The sequence below is a fragment of the Streptomyces sp. NPDC111744 genome, from assembly GCF_055634995.1.
This window is the reverse complement of sequence record NZ_JBVKCG010000009.1, coordinates 51,504-71,151: the sequence shown is the minus strand read 5'-3', so window position 1 is coordinate 71,151 and position 19,648 is coordinate 51,504. Positions and strand designations below refer to the sequence as shown.

Annotated in this window: 5 protein-coding genes; all 5 read right to left on the bottom strand. The window is 72.7% G+C overall.

All coding sequences use genetic code 11. From position 1 onward, the window contains the following. Window positions 1-23: 23 nt before the first annotated feature. The 5 genes from ACZ7OO_RS21385 to ACZ7OO_RS21365 are packed head-to-tail and all read right to left on the bottom strand — an operon-like array spanning window position 24 to window position 19,443. Window positions 24-6,218: a condensation domain-containing protein gene (locus ACZ7OO_RS21385; protein WP_471506574.1), complete on the bottom strand. Its 6,195-nt coding sequence runs from the start codon at window positions 6,216-6,218 to the stop codon at window positions 24-26. Continuing rightward, on the bottom strand, window positions 6,215-7,000 hold the full coding sequence (locus ACZ7OO_RS21380; RefSeq protein WP_471506572.1) for a thioesterase II family protein: 786 nt from the start codon (window positions 6,998-7,000) through the stop codon (window positions 6,215-6,217). The genes ACZ7OO_RS21385 and ACZ7OO_RS21380 overlap by 4 nt, the downstream gene beginning before the upstream one ends. Continuing rightward, window positions 6,997-13,968: an amino acid adenylation domain-containing protein gene (locus ACZ7OO_RS21375; RefSeq protein WP_471506571.1), complete on the bottom strand. Its 6,972-nt coding sequence runs from the start codon at window positions 13,966-13,968 to the stop codon at window positions 6,997-6,999. Before ACZ7OO_RS21375 ends, ACZ7OO_RS21380 begins: the two co-directional genes overlap by 4 nt. Beyond that, the gene (locus ACZ7OO_RS21370) at window positions 13,961-17,038 is read right to left on the bottom strand and encodes a type I polyketide synthase (protein ID WP_471506569.1); all 3,078 of its coding nucleotides are present in this window, start codon (window positions 17,036-17,038) and stop codon (window positions 13,961-13,963) included. Before ACZ7OO_RS21370 ends, ACZ7OO_RS21375 begins: the two co-directional genes overlap by 8 nt. Next, the gene (locus ACZ7OO_RS21365) at window positions 17,035-19,443 is read right to left on the bottom strand and encodes an amino acid adenylation domain-containing protein (protein WP_471506567.1); all 2,409 of its coding nucleotides are present in this window, start codon (window positions 19,441-19,443) and stop codon (window positions 17,035-17,037) included. Before ACZ7OO_RS21365 ends, ACZ7OO_RS21370 begins: the two co-directional genes overlap by 4 nt. Window positions 19,444-19,648 lie beyond the last annotated feature (205 nt).

Genomic DNA, 19,648 nt, shown 5'->3' with positions numbered 1-19,648 from the left:
CACCTGTTTCCTTCCGAGATGGTTCATCGAGACACGTCCGCTGCGAGCCGCAGCCGACTGCGGAGTTCGGCGAGGATCCACTCGACCGTCTCCGGTTTGTGCGAGTGCAGACCGTAGTTGACCTCGAACCGCAACCGATCGCCGGTCATGGAGGCCACGAAGTCCAGGTCGAACGGTGCCACGCCCGCGGAGTCCTGTTCGAGACCGTACGGCTCGTGGCAGAGCCGGAAGACGTCCGCTCCCTGGCGGCTCTCCTCGAAGTTGAAGTGGCCCATGTAGTTGAAACTGACGCGCGGCAGGGGCACCTCGGCGAGGGCCGCGCGCACCTGGGGGTCGGCGCAGCCGTAGCGCAGCGCGCTCCAGCCCATTCCGGAGCCGGGCACCCGGGCGAGTTGGCGGCCCAGATCGGCGGCCGCGTCCGGCTCGGCGTGACGATCGGGCAGGGTCAGACGCAGGGGGTAGAAGACCTGGAACCAGCCCGTGGTCCGGGACAGGTCCAGTCCCTCGGCCAGGTCGTCGCGTCCGTGTCCGGTCATGGCCAGGGTGCAGTCCGGCCGGCCCGTCCAGTCGGCGACGAACCCGGCCACGGCCCACACGAGCAGGTCGTTGACCTTCAACCGCATGCGGCGTGCCCGTTCGAGCAGCCCCGTGGTCTCCTCCTCGGCGAGGTGGAAGCCCTGGTGCCGGAGCGTGCCGAAGGTCATCCGGCCGGGAAGGTCCAGGGGGACGGCCGGTTCGGTGACACGCTGCTCCAGCCAGAAGGGCAGTTCGGCGCGGAGTTCGGGCGACTGGGCGTATGCGTCGAACGCCCGGACCCAGCTGAGGTAGGGGGTGGTACCGGTGACCCGCGCGGCGCGGTCCCCGCCCTGCTGGAGAAGTCGCCGCAGATCCTCCAGCAGGATGCCCCGCGACACCCCGTCGGTCACCAGATGGTGGTTGACCATGAGAATCCGGTCTCCGCCCACGCCCATCCGCAGATGCAGGACCCGCGACAGCGGGCCGCCCAGGCTGAGCGAGGCCTGTGCCCGCGCCGTCAGCGTCGCCACCGTGCGGTCCCGTTCGGCGGCGGGAAGCCCGGAGACGTCCACGCTCTCGAAGGCCGGCCCGTCGTGTTCCGGTCCGCGCTTCAGGAACCAGCGCCCCTGCGGGTCCTGGTGGAGGCCGAGCCTCAGTGAGTCGTGGGCGGCGGCCAGGGCGTCCATCGCATGACGGACGTCTTCGGGATCGACCGGCCCGGTGAGCTGGAGATAGTAGGGATGGTTGAAGTGGGCCGGCCGTGTCATACCCGGAGCGACCTCCGCCATGAACCAGTGCTGCCCCGCGCCGAGTGCGGCGACCTCGTCGGCGTCGTCCGCCCGCTCGCTCGGCCCGCCGTCACCGCCACCGGCGAGCAGTGCCGCCAGGGCGGCGACCGTCGGGTGGTCGACGATGTTGCGCGGAGTCAGGTCAAGCCCGGACTCGACGGCCCGATAGGCCAGTTCGATGGCGAGCATGGAGTCGCCGCCGAGCTCGTAGAAGTTGTCCTGCGGGCCCACCGATGCCACGTGCAGCAGGTCCCGCCAGATCGCCGTGAGGTGCTCGACGACGGCCGGGGCCACTTCCCTGTCGGCTGCCGCTGCCCGGTCCGGGGTGATGCCGCCGGGTGCCAGCTCTGACCAGGGACGGTGGTCGGGCGTGCCGAGCGGGGCGTCGAGCGGCCAGCAGCCGGCGTCCTCGCGTGCCAGATCCGCCGCCAGCACGAGGGTGCCCGGCAGTGTCCGGCGTACCGCTTCGGCGTCGCCGGTGAGCACCAGCCCCTCGGACTCGGTCAGCTCTCCACCGGCCACCAGCCGCTGGAGGCCCTCGGTCAGCGCGGGGAGTGCAGTCACCCCGGCGAGGGCATCCACCTCCGGCAAGGGGGCACCGGACGCCGCGACCAGCACACGCCGACCGTGCGAGAGCTGTTCGACGGCCGTCCCGATCAGGCGCAGGCGGTCCATGGCCGCTCCGTCGAGGGCCACCCAGCGCGGTGAGTACCCGCAGCTGTGCGGGAGGCGTCGCAACACCCACTGCGCGGCGGCGGCCGCTCCGTCGTCGGGGCCCAGGACGGCCACCTCGACGTCGGAGAGGTCGGCCACCGCGGCGGCCAGCCGGTCGCCGAGCGCGCTGAAGACCTCGGCCAGGCCGATCCAGGGCGCCGACGGCGGGCACAGCACGAGCAACAGCGGCAGCGGCCGCCGTGCCCGGAAGTCCCTCAGGGTGCCGGCCAGGTCCCAGAGGGCCTCGTCGGTGTGCCACACCGCCTCCCCGTGCGCGTCGGTGGGCGCCACCGAGGGCGGCAGCAGGTCCTGCCCCCGCAGGACGACGACACCCAGGTCCGGGTCCTCCGCGTGGAACGCGGAGTCCGGGTCGGTCAGCGGCCGGATCACCGACCCGACCGGTGCCTGGTCGGCGCGCACGGTGATGCCGAGTCTGCGCTGCCACTCCGCGAGGTGCGCGCCGAGGGCGCCGTCCGAGAAGGTGGCGGCCACCGCGAGCCGTGCCACGGGGGTCCGACCGTCCTCGGCCGCCTCGGTGAGAACGGCGTCCGGCTCCTCCGCGACCGTCAGCAGCACCGACTCCACGGAGTGCAGCAGTTCCCGTACCGTCTCCGCGGTGAACAGGTCGGCCGCATAGCCGGCGTCCAGGACCAGCCGCTCGTCCTCCCAGGTCGCGTTGACGAAGGCGTCGAAGTCGATGCCCGTGTCGTGGGCCGGCAGATGCTCCGTGACCAGTCCGGGCAGCGTCGGCTCGGGCTCCAGCCGCTCGACATAGTTGAGGACCCACTGGAACAGCGGGTGATGTCCGGGGTCACGGGCCGGGCGTACGGCGTCGAGGATGCCGGCGAAGGGGATGCCCTGCCGGGCCGTGGCCTCGGTGGTGGTCCGGCGGACGCGTCGCAGGACACGCTGAAAGCCCGGTCGGCCGCTCAGGTCCACCCGCAGCGGCAGGAGATCGGCGAAGTAGCCGATGACGTGGTCGAGTTCGGGCTCCTCGCGCCCGCGGCTGGGCACCCCGACCACCAGGTCGTCACCTGCGCCGGCCCGGTTGAGGGCGACCGTGAGGGCGGCCAGGAGCACCGTGAAAGGTGACACTCCTTCCCGTCGGCCGATGCCCCGCAGCGCCTCTCCCGCCCGCGGCGCCAGGTGGTGCCGTACATTTCCGGCGCGGCCCGACCACTGTCGTGGCCGCGGGCGGGCCGCAGGCAGGTTGAGCACGGCGGGTGCTCCGTCCAGTGTCTGCCGCCAGAACTCGGTCTGTCCCCGGGCCTCGGCGCCGGAGAGCCAGGCGTCCTGCCAGGCGGCGAAGTCGCCGTACTGCACGGGCAGCGCGGGCAGCGCGGGCGCGCGGTCCTCGGTGGCAGCGGCATAGGCCTCGGCCAGCTCCCCGAGGAACAGGTTCCACGACTCCCCGTCGCACACCGCGTGGTGCATTGCGATCAGGAGATGGTGCGCCTCCTGACCGGCCCGGACCAGCCGGGCACGCAGCAGCGGTCCTTCGCTGAGGTCGAAGGGCGTACCCAGCTCCTCACGGACCAGCTCGCGCACCGCCTCCGCCCGGTCGGCCGCGCCCACCCCGCCCAGGTCCACGTCGGGCAGCCAGGGGCTGACGTCCCGGTGGGTCCGCGCCATGGGAACACCGTCGACCGTGACGAAGGTACTGCGCAGAACCTCGTGCCGGTCCGTCACCACCGCCAGCGCACGTCGCAGTGCCCTGGTGTCCAGCGGTCCGGTGAGCGTCACCGCGTAGAGGGTGTTGTGTGCCGCGGTCCGGTCCGCGAGCCGGTCCAGTGTCCACATGCGTCGCTGGGTGGAGGAGAGCGGCAGGGCGCCGTCGCGGGGCACGGGGCGGATCCGTTGCGGGGGGTCCACCGGCTGCCGGTGCCCGTCCAGCAGCCGCGCCAGTTCCTCGATCGTGGGGTGCGCCAGGAACTCGTGCAGCGACAGGTCCACCGACAGCTCGGCGCGGATCCGGGACACAAGCCGGGTGGCCAGCAGGGAATGGCCGCCCCAGGCGAAGAAGTCACTGGTGACGCCGATTTCCTCGGCGGCCAGGGCCTCCGTCCACAACGTCGAGAGCCGCTGTTCCGTCGGTGTCCGCGGCGGAACCAGGGGGTCCGTGTTGTGTCCCGCGTCGGTGCCGGTCCGGGCGACCCGCTCGGCCACCGCCACGGCGTCGCCGAGCCGGTCGGCCAGGAAAGCGGCACGTCCGCCGTCCACGGGCCAGGCGCCGGCCGCCCACATCCTGTCCAGCCGCCGTACGGCCAGGGTACCGAGCGCGGCGTAGAACTCCGGTGTGTACGGCACATGTCCCAGGTCGTCCGCGCCCGGGTCGAACGGATCGCTCACCCCCGCGCGCACCGCCCATTCCGCGGCGAAGGCGATCTCCGTCCCGGGGACGCCGTGCGTTCTTCGCACCAGAAGGTCGTCCAGGCGCCCGTACAGGGCGTCCAGTCCCGGCTCGCCGGGAGCTGCGGGACACACGACGAGCAGAAGCGGAGCGTCCGTGCGGTCCCGGAAGGCCCGGACGGCGGTGACCACATGGTCCAGGACGTCCTCCAGGAACGTGGCACGGTCCTCGCCCTCCCAGCGCCGCAGCCAGTCCGCCCACCGCAGGTACGCGACTGTGGCGTCACCGGGGTCGCCGGAGAGCAGATGCTGCATCAGCTGGCTGTAGGGCGCGGCCCGGACGTCGACGGGGAGCCGCAGGAAGCCGGACCAGAACTCGATCACCTCGTGCACCGGGTCGACGGTGAAGGAGGCCGCTTCGGCCAGCCGGTGCCGGCGCAGTGACGGGATCTGCGCCAGCGGACGGTCCGGGGCGTCCGCGAAGGACTCCAAGGTGGCGATCAGAGAGGTGACCAGCCCGTCGACGGTGTCGTCGAGATACAGGTCGGCACTGTAGGTCAGGTTGCCCCGCAGCTCACCGTCCTCCCGCCGCAGGGCGAGGAAGACGTCGAAGTCGGTGCGACCGAGTTCCAGCTCCTCGGGGGTGAACTCCACCCCGGCGGCCTGCCGTTCGGCCTGGTCGGGCAGTTCGTTCACACTGACCATGACCTGGAAGAGCGGGTTGTGCCCGAGGGCGCGCGGAGGAGCCACCGCCTCGACGACTCGGGCGTACGGCGCCGTCTGGTGGGCGTAGGCCGCGCGCAGCGAGCGGTGTGCCCGGCGAAGGAAGTCCCGTGCGGTCAGCTGCGGGTCCACCTGGTTGCGCACCACCAGGGTGTTGGCGAAGCAGCCGATCACCGTCTCCAGTTCGACCCGGGGACGGCCCGCCACGGGAACGCCCAGCGGCAGGTCCGCGGGGGCTCCCGCGTGGTGCAGCGCCGCCGCCATGGCGGCGAGAACGACGACGTTCAGGGTCGTGCGTTCGCTGCGGGCCAGGCGGTCCAGCCGTTCCGTCAGCTTCTCCGGCACGGTGACCGCGCGCCAGCCGCCGCGGTGACTCTGCACCCTGGGCCGGGGCAGGTCGGCGGGGAGCGTGGCCAGGGCCGGGGCGCCGGCCAGTTCCTCCCGCCAGAAGGAGAGGTCCCGCTCCAGGTATGCGTCCGTGACCACCTCCCGCTCACGGGCCGCGTGGTCGGTGAACCGCAGGGCGGGCTCCGGGGGCAGCTCGGCAGCGCCGGCCGCATGCCGGTAGCAGGCCACCAGGTCCTGCAGCAGGAGTTCGCTCGACCAGCCGTCGAAGACGATGTGGTGGACGGCCACCAGGAGCAGGTGGTCCTCCGCCGCCCGGCGTACCAGCCGCGCGGCGAGCAGCGGACCCGTCGTCAGGTCGAACCGGTGTCCGGCGTGCGCCGCGGTCACGGCGGCGAGTTCGGCAGCCGGGTCGGCGGTGGTCCGCAGGTCGGTCGACGGCAGCGCGACGGGGACCGGGTCGCATACGGTCTGCCGGGCACCCCGGTCGGTCTCCGTGATGACGGTACGCAGGGCGGGGTGGCGCGCGATCACCGCGTCGAGCGCGTGCTGGAGTGTCTCGGGATCGAGCGGTCCGGTCATCCGCACCCCGAACGTGATGTTGTAGGCGGGGTCTCCGGGGTCGAGGGAGTTCAGGAACCACAGCCGTTCCTGCGCATGCGAGAGCGGCGTCCCGGCCGAGTCGTGCCGGTCCGTGCTCTGGCGTTCCCGCATCCGCAGGGCCAGGGCACGGCGCTGCTGCGGGGTCAGCGATGCGAGCCTCGCGGCGAAGTCGTCGGTCATCGTTCGTGCCTCTCTCGGTCCGCGGCCCGGTGCGCTGCGAGGCGTTCGTCCAGCAGCGCGAGCAGGGGCTCGTGATCATGGAGAAAGAAGTGGCCGCCGGGCAGCACGACCTGGTCGAAACCGCCGCTGGTGCAGTCCGCCCAGTCGGAGACCTCGGCGAGTGGAACCGTCGGGTCGTCGGCGCCGGCGAACACCGTGAGCGGGCACTCCAGCACCGGTCCGGGGGCGGCGGCGTAGGTCTCGCGCAGGGTCAGGTCGGCCCGGAGGATGGGCAGGAACGCCCGGACGAGTTCCTCGTCAGCGAGCACTTCGTCGGGAATGCCGCCGAGCCGGGTCAGTCCGGACAGCATCGCCGAGTCGTCCAGGGTGTGCAGTGGCTGGGCGACCCGCCTGTTCGGCGGGCGGACCGCCGACACGAACAGGCCGTCGGGGCCGTGGCCGCGCGCCGTCAGCTCGCGGGCTGTTTCATAGGCGACAAGACCGCCCAGGCTGTGCCCGAACAGGTACAGCGGCCCTGTCCGCACGGCCTGGATCTCGTCGGCGAGCGCCGCGGCGATCTCGTCCATGCGCGTCCGCAGCGGTTCGGTGAACCGGCGGCCGTGGCCGGGCAGATCGACGCACAGCAGCTCGGCACCCGGCGCGACGGTGTCCGCCCAGGAGCGGAAGACGGACGAGGAGCCACCGGCGTAGGGCACACACACCAGCTGCACTGCGCGGTTCCCGGCGGCAGCCCAGCGCAGCAGCCACCGTCCGACGGGCTCCGGAGCGATACGCACGGTCATGCCTCGCCTCCCGCCGGAGCGCCCGGGTCCCGCACGATCGCGGCGAGGGTGGCAAGGAAGACGTCGGCCGTACGCTCGGCTGCCGACGGTTCCAGGTGGCGGCGGTTGACCCGGACGAAGAGGTCGAAGGCGTCCGACTGCGGGCGGGCGGCCAGCTCCACGTCCAGGGTGAAGGCGGTGCGGGCGGAGAACCACCAGTCGAGCGGACGGACCGTGGTCAGCCCACCGAGCCGGTCGAAGTCGTGGAAGTCTGCGTAGTTGAACATGACGTCGAAGAGCGGTGCGCCGGCCGTGGCCCGCATGCGGGCGACCGGATAGCGGCGGTGCGGCAGCATCTCCCGCTCCGCCTCGAACACCTTCCTGATGCTCTCCTGCCAGCTGCCCTCGTCCAGCGTCAGGTAGAGGGGGAGGGAGTTGAGGAACAGCCCGGCCACCCGGTCCGAGCCCTCCGTCTCCGTCCTGCCGTTGCCGACGATGCCGGTGGCGACGTCCCGGCTGCCGGTGAGCCGCCACAGGGTCCACAGGTGAGCCGCGAGGAAGACGCTCTTGGCCGGCAGCCCGAGCAGATCCGCGACCTTGCGGGCGCCCGCGACCAGTTCGGCCGGAACGGGCACGCAGACCTCCGGGTCCACCCCGGGGTCGCCTCCCGTCCCCCGGTCCGGCGGGAACATGGTCCGCATCCGGGCACCGGCGACGCGTTCCGTCCAGAACGCCGCCGTCGCGTCCGAGGCGGCCGCCTGCCGCTCCAGGGCCACGAAGTCCCGGTAGCGGGTGCGGGGCAGCGGCTCCAGGACGGCGCCGGTACCCAGTTCACCCTCGTAGGCCAGCAGGAGGTCGCTGATGATCACGGCCATGCTCCAGCCGTCCTCCACCGCGTGGTGCAGGGACAGCGCGACGCTGAACGTCCCGTCGTGGTACTCGAGGACGTGGCAACGGGCCAGCGGGGCCTCGGCCAGATCGAACGGATGCTTCCACTCGCCGGCCCACCACTCCCGCAGCGCGGTCTCGTGGTCGAGACCGTCCGGCGCGACGAGCCTGGTCAGCGGGATGGGTGCCGTGCCGTGCACCACCTGAAGGGGTTCCGGGAAGGCGTCGATGTCGAAGGAGGTGCGGAGCATCTCGTGCCGCTCCGAGATCCGGTCGAGTGCCCGGCGCAGCGCGGCGAGGTCGAGCAAACCGGCGAGCCGGACGCTGGTGAGCGTGTGGTAGAGAGTCGGATCACCCGACACCTCGCACTCGTAGATGATGCCGAGCTGCATGCTGCTGACGGCGTAGGCGTCCGTGTCCGCCCCGGGCGGCGGTGCGGTGGGCTCCCGGTCGTGCTCCGCGGCCGGCTGCCGGGTCTCGTCGGCACACAGTGCGGCCAGTTCCGCCACGGTGGGATGTCGGTACAGCTCCTCGACGGCTATCGCCAGCCCGGCCTCCCGAGCCCGGGCGATCACCCGGATCGCGGTGATCGAGTCCCCGCCCAGCGTGAAGAAGTTGTCGTGCACACCGACGTGGGGCAGTTCCAGAGCGGCACCCCAGACCTCGGCGAGCCGGTGTTCGACAGGGGTACGCGGCGCCACCGTCGCGAGGACCGGGTCCGGCTGCTCCTGCCGCGCCGACGGGGCGGGCAGTGCGGCCCGGTCCAGCTTCCCGTTGACGGTCAGCGGAAGCCGCTCCAGACCGACGAACACGGAGGGGATCATGTAGGCCGGAAGCCCTTCGGACAGGGCCGCACGAAGCGTGTCGGCGGACACCCGGCCGGTATCCGTGACGACGTAGGCGACCAGGCGGGGCTCGCCCTCGTGGTCCTCGCCCATCACCACTGCGGTCTCGCGGACCCCGCCCTGGGCGAGCAGCGCAGCCTCGACCTCGCCCAGTTCGATACGGAAACCGCGCAACTGCACCTGCTCGTCGATGCGTCCGCGGTAGACCAGTTCACCGTCCGGGCGCAGGACGGCCAGATCGCCCGTGCGGTAGAGAGTCCGGCCGGGCTCCCCCGAGGGGTCCGGCAGGAAACGTTCGGCCGTCAGTGCGGCCCGGCCCAGGTAGCCGTACGAGACGCCGGCCCCGCTCACGTACATCTCGCCGACGGTGCCGACGGGTACCGGCCGCATCCTCTCGTCGAGGACGGCGATGCCGACACCGGGCAGCGGAGCACCGATGGGACTCGCCGGCGACCCCGCGTCGGCCGCCCGCATCGGGCGCAGGGTCACATGGACCGTCGTCTCGGTGATGCCGTACATGTTCACCAGCAGGGGCGAGGTGTGGCCGTATCGCTCGAACCAGGGGCGGAGCAGTGCCGGTTCCAGCTCCTCGCCGCCGAAGACCACCAGGCGCAGCGATGTGTCCGGCCAGCCTTCCCGCTCGGCCGCCCGGATCAGGCCGCGGAACGCGGAAGGGGTCTGGCTGAGTACCGTCACCCGCTCACCGCGCAACAGCCCGAGCACGGCCTCGGGGTCGCGGCTGGTGGCGTAGGGCACGATGACGAGACGGCCGCCGTGCAGCAGGGCACCCCACATCTCCCAGACGGAGAAGTCGAAGGCGAAGGAGTGGAAGGCGGTCCAGACGTCGTCCGGGCCGGGCCGGAAGGCGTCCCGGGTGTTCTCGAACAGACGGGTGGCGTTGTCGTGGGAGACCATCACGCCCTTCGGCCGGCCGGTCGACCCCGAGGTGTAGATGACGTAGGCGACGTCCTGCGGTCGCACAGCCGCCCTCGGGTCCGTGTCGGGCTCACCGCTCAGGTCCGGGGCGTCCGGCGCGACACGGGCGACGGTCTCTCCGACCATGTCGTGGTGCCGGTCGGCTCCCACGACCAGGGTGCAGCCGGCGTCGGCCAGGACCGAGCGGATCCGGGCGGTGGGGTGGGCCGGGTCCAGCGGCAGATAACCTGCGCCCGTCTTCAGCACCGCGAGCAGGGCGACGACCGTACCGGCGGTGCGTTCGGCGCAGACGCCCACCAGTCGTCCGGGGCCTGCGCCGTACCGCACGAGGCGGTGCGCCAGCCGGTTGGCAGCCCGGTCCAGCTCCTGGTACGTGAGCCGGGTCTCGCCGTCGCTCACCGCGGTCCGGCCGGCGGATCGTGCGGCCTGCTCGGCGAACCAGGTGTGCAGGCAGCGTCCCGGGCCGGCCCGGTGCGCCGGTGAGGCCGGCATCAGGGACAGTTCGGCGCCGGTGAACAGCTGCAACGAGGACAGCGGGGTGTCGGGTTCACGGACGGTGGCCTCGACCGACCGTATGTACCAGTCGAGCAGCCGCTCCCCGGTCGCCGGGTCGAACAGGTCGGTGCTGTACTCGGCGGTGCAGACCAGGCCGTCGGCGACTTCCTCGACCTCGAAGGTGAGATCGAACTTGGCCGTTCCGTTGTCCACGGACACCGCCTCGCAACGGAGGTCGCCGAGGCGGGCGTTGGGCCGTCGCGGCCCCTGGTAGGCGAGCACGAGCTGGACGAGGGGCGAGGACAGGGCGTCGGCGGCGCCGCCGAACTCCTTGGCCAGCCATTCGAAGGGCACGTGCTGGTACTCGAAGGCACCGAGCGCCGCCCGGGTGGCGGCGCGCAGCAGCGCACGGGGGGACTGGGCGGTGGTGCGCAACCGCAGAGGCACCGTGTTCACGAAGAAGCCCATGACATCGTCCATCCGCGGACCGGGCCGCCCCGCGGTCGGGGATCCGATGACCATGTCCTCCTGGCCGGTGGTCCGGTCGATCAGGACGGCCAGCGCGGCGAGGAAGACGGCGTAGGGGGTGGTGCCCTCGGCACGGGCGAACTCCGTGATCCGCCGCGCGAGCGAGCGCGGCAGTGTCCGGGACACCCGCCGCCCGGCGAAGCTCGGCGTGTCCGGCCGGGGCCGGTCGTAGGGCAGCCGGATCCGGTTCGGTGCCCCGGTCAGTTCCCCGCGCCAGTACCGTTCGCCCGCGGCACGGGCCTCACTGTCCGCCAGGGAACGCTGCCAGGCGGCGAAGTCGCGATAGCCCGGCCCCTGTTCGAGCGGCTGGGAACGCAGGGTGTTGCCACCGTACGCGGCGGCCAGTTCACGGTCGAACAGGTCCACCGACCAGTTGTCGGTGACCAGATGCGGGAGCACCAGCACCAGGAGGTGCTCCTGGTCGCCCACACGGAACATCGCGGCACGCAGCAGCGGCGGGCAGGCCAGGTCGAACCCGGTGCCCGCGAGGGCCTCGGCGGCGCGCAGAGCGGCCTGGAACGGCTCGGGTTCCCCGCTGACGTCCTGGAGCGTGAGGGAGACCTCGCCGACGTCGGCCGGGACCGCGCGCAGCTCGCCGTCGCGCAGGGTGAATCCGGTACGCAGCACCTCGTGCCGGGCGACGACCGTGGCCAGCGCGGAGCGGAGGGTCTCCGGATCCGGACGGCCGAACAGCCGGGTGACCACGGGCACGTTGTAGGCGGCCCCGGCCCGGCCGCCGAGCGTACTCAGGAACCACAGCCGCCGCTGCCCGGGCGAGGCGAGGTCGTCGGGGCCGGACATGAGGTCCAGGGAGGGCAGCGCGGGGGCGTGGGCGTCCCCGGCGGTCAGCAGCGCCGTGGCCCGGGCCAGGGTGTCGGCGGCGAAGAAGTCGGCGAAACCGATCCGCACACCGTCCTCGTCACGCAGCCGGGCCAGGACACGGGCAGCCTGCAGTGAGGTTCCGCCGAGGGCGACGAAACCGTCGTCCCGTCCGACGGCCGGCAGACCCAGTGCGTCGGCCCACAACTCGGCCATCCGACGCTCCAGCGGATCGGTGGGCAGTTCCGCGGAGGCGGCGCCGGACAGGGCCGTGGCCGCGAGTTCCCGGAGCCGGCCGCGGTCGACCTTGCCTCCGTGCGAGGCGATGGGCAGTTTCCCGACCGGCACGATGAGCGCGGGGAGCATGACCCGCGGCAGCCGGGAGGCGAGGCCGTGGGCCAGGGCGGTCGGGTCCAGGTCCGCACCCGCGGCGAACGCGACCAGCTTCAGGTCGGCGCCGTTGCCGTGCGGAACCACCGCGCCATCCCGTACGCCGGGCAACGCGGCCAGCGCCTGCTCGACTTCGCCGAGTTCGACACGATGACCGCGGATCTTCAACTGGCCGTCCGCGCGGCCGAGGAACTCCAGTTCCCCGCTCGGCAGCCAGCGGCCCAGGTCACCGGTGCGGTACAGGCGTGCGCCGGGGCGGTCGGAGAAGGGATGCGGCCGGAAGGCGTCGGCGGTCAGGGCCGGCGAGTCGAGGTAGCCGCGGGCCAGGTTGCCCCCGCCGATCCAGATCTCGCCGGTCACGCCGGCGGCGACCGGGGACATCGCCTCGTCGAGGACGTACATCTCCACCCCCGGCAGCGGGCGGCCGATCGCAGGCGGCCGGTCGTCGAGCAGCCGGTCGCCGGTGCAGGCGATGAGGGTGGTTTCGGTCGGTCCGTAGCCGATGAGGAAGCGGCGCCGCCGCCCCCAGCGGGCGAAGACGGCCGAGGAGACCACCTCTCCGCCGACGAGCAGGGTGTGCAGGGCGGGCAACGGGTGCTCGTCGGGCAGCACGGACAGCAGTGACGGCGGCAGCAGCGCCGTCGTCACCTGCGCCGTGCGCAGGAAGTCCAGCAGTCCCGGACCGACGGTGTCGGCATCCGGCGGTGGTACGACCACGGTGCCACCGTTGACGAGCGGGCCGAAGATCTCGCAAACGGTCGCGTCGAAGGTGATCCCGGCGAATTGCAGCATGCGCACCCCGGGTCCGAGGTCGAGCCGGTCGCGGATGCCGGCCAGGAAGCCGACGACCGCCCGGTGTTCGACCATGACGCCCTTGGGCCGTCCCGTCGATCCCGAGGTGTACATCACGTAGGCGAGATCGTCGGGGCGGGCCCGCAGCGGGGCCGGCCCGGGCACCGGGGCCGTGCCGTCGTCGACGGCCACCACGGGCAGACCGCTCACCGGCAACCGCGCCCGAAGCCCCTCGCGAGTGAGGATCGCCGTGGGCCGGCAGTCCTGGAGAATGGCGGCGAGCCGTTGTGCGGGGTGTTCGGGATCGAGCGGCACGTAACCGGCGCCGGCTTTGAGGATCCCCAGCAGGGCCACGATCCGCTCCGCCGATCTGTCCAGCAGCAGGGCGCACCGACTGCCGGGACCGGCACCGAGCCGGGTCAGGCGGGTGGCGGTCTCCGTGCTCCGGGCGTCCAGCTCGGCGTAGGTCAGCCGCTGATCGCCGCACACGACCGCCACGGCGCCGGGATTCCGTGCCGCCTGCCGTTGGAACAGCTCGGCCACGGTGGTGTTCTCGGCGGGCAGATCCCCGCCTCGGGCCAGGCTCATGGTGACCGTCTCCAGTTCCAGGTGGGTGATGACGGGCAGCTCCGCGATCCGGCACCGGGGGTTCGCGGCGGCGGCCTCCAGCAGGCCGCTCAGTTGGTCGGCCAGCCGGTCCGTCGTGGCCCGGTCCAGCAGGCCCTTGCGGTAACGCAGGACCGTCGGCGTGCCACCGCCCGGGTCGCCGAGTTCGAGGAACATGTCGTACGGCGTCGTACGACTCCCCGTGCCGTCCGGGGCCGGGCCGATGCCGATGCTCAGGGAGGTGTCCCCGACGCTGTCCGTGTCCGGCTCTTCCGGCAGGGCGGACCTGTGGCAGGCATCGGCCAGCGCCGTGCGAACGGTGTCGACGTAGCCGCTGAACACGGCGTCCGCGGGGGTCGGTACGCGCAGCACGCGGTATCCGGCGGTGCCGGCGGGTCGCTCCCAGCTGCGCCAGCCGACGATCTGGTCCGCTCGGCAGGCGTAGCGACCGAGCAAGGCCAGGAAGCCCGCCGCGACGACGAGCTGCTCGGCGGTCGCCCCGACCGGCCGGCCCGCCACGTCGGCCAGTCCTGCCACCGAGGAGGGCACGCGGACGTTCACCACATCCGTCTGCCACTCGCCCCACCGGCGTCGTGGGCGCCGTACCGTACGCGTGTCGGAAGGCGTGGCGCCGAGCACGTTGCGGCGCCACCAGTCGGCCATGGCCTGTCGCTCGGGGCTCTCAGCCATCGCCTGCCTCGGCAAGCAGTCTCTCCAGTTCGGCGGGCGTGAGCCGACCCAACTCGGCGACCAGGTCGTCGGACAGCGACTCGTCGCCAGGCACGGCGCGCTCGACCAGGTCGGTGAACTCGCCCAGGGTGGGGGCCTCGAACAGGGCCGCGCCGGAGAGCTCGACGGCCAGGTCGTCGCTCACCCGGGCGGTGAGCTGGGTGGCGAGCAGTGAATGGCCGCCCAGGGCGAAGAAGTCACTCTCCGGCTGTACATCCGGTATTCCGAGCAGTTCCTGCCATATCGCGCGGACCCGGTCGGCCACGGCTCCGGCGGCGGCCGGCTCCGGTGCGCCGGTCGGGGCGGGTGGTGCCGCGGTCGCGGGCAGCGGGTCGGCCGGCCTGCCCAGCCAGTGGCGGCGGCGCTCGAACGCGTAGGTCGGCAGTGGCACCCGGGCGGGCTCCGTGTGTTGCCAGAAGCCCTCCCAGTCGGGGGTGATCCCGCTGGTGAAGAGGGTGCCGAGCGCCGACAGCACGGCGAAGTCGTCCGGCACGGCCTGCCGGGGATGGCCGAGCGAGGAGACCACCACATGGGCCTGGTCCGCCAGAGGCTGCTGGCGGACCAGGCTCGTCAGGGTCGTACCCGGCCCCGCCTCCAGCAGTACGTACGGACCGGTCCCGTCGAGGAGTTGGGCCGCTCCCTCGCTGAAGCGCACCGTCGCACGAAGATGACGGGCCCAGTAGGCGGGGTCGGTGGCCTGTTCCGAGGTGATCCAGCGACCCGTCAGGTTGGAGACGAAGGGTATCCGCGGCGGCCGCAGGGTGACGTTGCGGAGCAGGCCGGCGAACTCGTCCAGGACCGGATCCATCATGGCCGAGTGGAACGCATGGGAGGTGTGCAGGACGCTGTGCCGTATCCCCAGTGCCGTCAGCTCGGCCACGAGTTCCGCCACGCCGTCCAGCGGACCGGAGGCCACGCTGAGCCGAGGGCCGTTGGACGCGGCGAGCGACACCCGCGGCGTGAGCAACGGGGCCAGTTCCTCGGCGGGCAGGTGCACGGCCACCATCCGGCCGGGCTCGAGGGCCTGCATGAGCCGTCCGCGAGCGGTCACGATCCGTAGGGCGTCATCAGGTTCGAAGGTCCCGGCGAGACATGCCGCCACGTACTCGCCGACGCTGTGACCGAGCATGGCGTGCGGGCGCACGCCCCACTCCGCCCAGAGCCGGGTCAACGCGTACTCGGTGGCGAAGAGGGCGGGCTGGGCGTACTCGGTCCGGTCGAGCAGGCCCGCCGCCGTGCCGGTCGGGTCGGGCAGCAGCCCCGAGACGACCCGCAGGTCGGTGTCGAGTTCGTCGGCGAGCAGGTCGGCGCACAGGTCGAAGGCCGTCCGGAAGGCCGGCTCGGTGCCGTACAGGCCCGCGGCCATGCCGGGGTGCTGCGCGCCCTGACCGGGGAACAGGAACGCGATCCGGCGTTCCCGCGCGGACGGTTCGGCACCGGTCGTCCTCGCGGCCGCGGTGGCCTGTGCGGCGAGCAGGGCCGAGGCCTCGGCCCGGTCCGCGGCCACCACGGCCGTCCGGTACGGCAGTGCCCGGCGCCCCAGCTGGGTGGTGAAGGCCGCGTCGGCCAGGGCGACGTCCGGGCCGTCGGCCAGGGCCCGGGCCAGTTCGGCGGTGTTGTCCGCCAGGGCGCGTCCGGAGGCTCCCGACACGACCAGCAGCTGAGCGGAGCGGTGTGCCGCGCTCCGGGCCCGCGGTACCGGGGCTTCCTCCAGGACGACATGCGCGTTGGTGCCACCCATGCCGAACGAGCTGACCCCGGCCCGTCGTGGTCCGTCTTCCCGGGGCCAGGGGGCCGCGGCCACGGGGACGTGGAAGGGGCCGGTCTCCAGGTCGATTTCGGGATTGGCCTCGCGGAAGTAGGGGCTCGGCGGGATCGTCCGGTGCCGCAGCGCCAGCGCCGCCTTGACGACCCCGGTCACGCCTGCCGCCGCGTCCAGGTGGCCGATGGACGGCTTCACCGATCCGAGGGCACAGCCGGCACCGCCCGGCCGCGGCTCGCCGGTGTCGAAGGCCTCCTGCAGCGCGGCGTATTCGATGGGGTCGCCCAGGGCCGTCCCCGTGCCATGCGTCTCGACGTAGGAGATCGAGTCCGGTGACACTCCGGCCGCGAGGTGTGCCGTCCGGATCACGGCGGCCTGTCCCTCGGCGCGGGGCGCCGTGAAACCGACCTTGCGTCCCCCGTCGTTGTTGACGGCCGATCCCTTGATCACGGCGTGCACGGTGTCGTGGTCGCGCACCGCGTCGGCCAGCGGCTTGAGTACGACGGCCGCGACGCCGTCTCCGTTGACCGTTCCGGTGGCGCGGCTGTCGAAGGCGTAGACGTGTCCGTCCGCCGACATGACCCCGCCGCGTTGCGCGCGGTAGCCCTCGTGCTGCGGCACGTGCAGCGACACCCCGCCGGCCAGCGCCACGTCACATTCGCGGCTGAGCAGGGCCTGACAGGCCAGGTGCACCGCCACCAGAGAGGAGGAGCAGCCGCTCTGCACTGTCAGGGCCGGGCCCTGGAGGTCGAGGTGGTAGGCGACCCGGGTGGCAAGGCTGTCCTTGTCGTTGGCGAGCAGCAGTTCGTGCAGGGTGGCACCGCCCAGGGCGGCCGGGTCGGTCCGCAGGTGGTGCAGCAGGTAGGTGCTCAGGCTGGTACTGGCGTAGACGCCGATCAGGCCCCGGTACTGCTCCGCGGTGTACCCCGCGTCCTCCAGTGCGGCCCAGGCGGTCTCCAGGAACAGGCGCTGCTGCGGGTCGAGCAGTGCGGCGTCGCGGGGTGTGTAGCCGAAAAGCTCGTTGTCGAAGCGGTCGGCGTCGGTGAGCACTCCGCCCGCCGGGACGAAGTCGGCGCGGGAGCGGACCTCGGCGGGCACGCCCGCTGCCGCCAACTCGGCTTCGGTGAAGCGGGAGATGGTCTCCTTGCCGGTGCGCACGACCTCCCAGAAGTCCGCGGTGGACGCGGCACCGGGAAACCGGCCGGCCATGCCGACGATCGCGATCTCCAGGCCGGTCGGCTCTTCGTGGGCGTTGCTGTCGGATGTCATGGCCGCCGTCCCGTCCGTTCGCCGCCGAGTCGGCGGGCGCGCTCCTGGAGTGCCTGCCGGCCGCGCTCGGCCGACTCGCGCGTGCCGCTCGCGTCCGCCGGACGGGCCGCGGAGGCCGGTTCCCCCGTGAGGTGGTCGGCCAGGTCACGAATGGTGGGGTGGCTGAACAGGGTGACGGTGGGCACTTTCCGGCCGAGGAGCTGGGAGAGCCTGGCGCGCAGGCGCAGCAGCAGCAGCGAGTCGCCGCCCACCTCGAAGAAGTTTTCGTGAACGCCGGTGTCACGGCCCAGCACGTCGCGCCAGGCAGTGGCGACCAGCTGTTCGAGTTCGGTCCCGGGCGCCGACGGCTGGTCGTCGCGCCGGACGTTCAGTTCGAGCGCGTCGGTCCCGGCCCCGAGCGCACCGCGGTCCACCTTGCCGTTCACGTTCAACGGGAGGGCAGGCACCGAGTACAGCCGGTGCGGGATCATGTACGAGGGCAGCTGGCCGGCGAGCCGCCGCCGCAGCCCTTCCGCCGCCTCGGCCGGTTCTCCGCTGTCCGCTGCCAGGACGAGGTACGCCGCCAGTTCACGCTCTCCGGACCCGCCGGTCCGGGCCAGCACGGCGGCGTCCCGGACGTCCGGCATCTCACGCAACCGGGCCTCGATCTCGCCGAGTTCGACCCGGTAGCCGCGGATCTTCACCTGGGTGTCCGCGCGGCCGAGGAACTCCATGTCACCGTTCTCCCGCCACCGTGCGAGGTCCCCGGTGCGGTACATCCGAGCGCCGTCCGTGCCGGTTCGCGGGTTGGGCAGGAAACGTTCGGCCGTCGCGGCCGGCCTGCCGAGGTAGCCGCGGGCGAGCCCGTCGCCGGCGGCGTACAGCTCGCCGATCACACCGATCGGCACGGGGCGCAACGACTCGTCCAGGATCACCACGTCGGTTCCCCGGATCGGACGGCCGATGGGCAGGTGTTCCTCGGCCGGTGCTCCGTGCGGCGTCCACACGGTGGTGAACGTGGTGTTCTCGGTGGGGCCGTACGCGTGAGTGAAGGTCAGCCCGGGACGGTCGCGCAGGACCTTGCGGACGTGCTGGGCCGAGACCACGTCGCCGCCGGCGATCAGCCGGCGTACCCCGGCGAAGACCTCGGGTGCGGTGTCGGCTACCTGGTGGAAGAGGCCGGCGGTCAGGGACAGGACGGTGACCCCGTGCCGCCGGACCGTCTCGGAGAGCAGCTCGGGAGTGATCCGCTCCGGTGGGTACACGGCCAGCGTGGCGCCGTGCACCAGGCAGGTCCAGATCTCGAACGTCGAAGCGTCGAAGGCGACCGGTGCAATCTGCAGGAAGGCGTCGTCCGCTCCGAAGTCGGCCCAGTCGGGGTCCACGAGTCGGCTGAGTCCGCGGTGCGGGACGGCGACGCCCTTGGGCTCTCCGGTGGAGCCCGAGGTGTAGCTGACGTAGGCGAGTTGGTCGGGCAGGAGGTCGGGCAGCTTCACCTGGGCGGGTTCACGGCCGGCCGCGGCCAGCTCGTCCTCCAGGATCAGCACCTTCGCGTCGGCGGCCGCCAGGCCTGCCAGGTGGGCACGCGCCACCAGGGCGAGCGTGGGCCGGGCGTCGGCGAGCAGGCGTTCGATCCGGTCATGGGGCTGCTCTGGGTCGAGGGCGAGGTAGGCGCCGCCCGCCGACAGCACGGCGAGGAGGGCGACGACGAGCTCGGGAGACCGGTCGGCGCGGATCGCCACGACGGACTCCGGCCGGACCCCGCGCGCGACCAGCCGCGCCGCGAGGGCCTGGGCGCGCCGTTGCAGTTCGCCGTAGCTCAGTACGACGTCACCGGCGACCACCGCCGGGGTGTCGGGGCTCTTGTCCGCCTGGGCGGCGATGCGGGTCGGCACCGCACGGAGGTCGGCGGTGGGCAGGCCGGAGCCCCACTGCGGCGGCGGCAGCGTTTCACCGTCGGCGGCCAGAGCGAGGTCGCGCAACGGGAGGTGCGGGCGCCGTGCCGCGTCTGCGACGAGGGCACCGGCCTGGTCGAGGAAGCGCGCCGTCTCGGCCGCCGAGTAGCCCTCGGGTGGGCGCAGCATCCGCACGCCTCCCGGTTGTGCGCAAGCCTCGACCGTGAACGCAGTCCGCCCGTCGCCGGCCGGACTGTCCCGGAGCATGTCCCGGACCCGGTCGGCGAGCGCGTCGAGACCAAGGCCGGGGGACACCTCGATCACCCCGTGCCGGAACACTCCGGGAGCGTCCGGGTCTCGCCATGTGACGGGAACGCGCTCCGTTCCCTCCCTGCGCTGCAGTACCGCGGCGAGTGCGGCCACGGCCCTGGCGAGATCGTTGCCGGGAGCCGGATCCGCGGCCCCGTCCGGCAGTCGGAATTCATGGGCAACCGCGGTTCCGGCGTACGCCGACGCCTCACTCCCCGTCATTCGACTCCCCCATGTGTCGGTGTGCCGGGAGTGATCACCCCGGCCGGCCGAAGTCACTATCAACGACGGCCTTGGCTCCCCCGTGGGGGCTCTCTGACGCTGCTCTGGCAGCCTGCTGGCGCCTTATCGGCGGCGCAATGATTTTCCTTGTAGTCGGCACTGACGGCATGCCAGCCTTCGTCGGGCAAGTTCAGTCCGAAATACC

Bases quoted from the DNA above. Each gene is read 5' to 3' on its own strand.
- ACZ7OO_RS21375 (WP_471506571.1), bottom strand. From the start codon at position 13,968: ATGGCTGAGAGCCCCGAGCGACAGGCCATGGCCGACTGGTGGCGCCGC.
- ACZ7OO_RS21365 (WP_471506567.1), bottom strand. From the start codon at position 19,443: ATGACGGGGAGTGAGGCGTCGGCGTACGCCGGAACCGCGGTTGCCCAT.
- ACZ7OO_RS21380 (WP_471506572.1), bottom strand. From the start codon at position 7,000: ATGACCGTGCGTATCGCTCCGGAGCCCGTCGGACGGTGGCTGCTGCGC.
- ACZ7OO_RS21385 (WP_471506574.1), bottom strand. From the start codon at position 6,218: ATGACCGACGACTTCGCCGCGAGGCTCGCATCGCTGACCCCGCAGCAG.
- ACZ7OO_RS21370 (WP_471506569.1), bottom strand. From the start codon at position 17,038: ATGACATCCGACAGCAACGCCCACGAAGAGCCGACCGGCCTGGAGATC.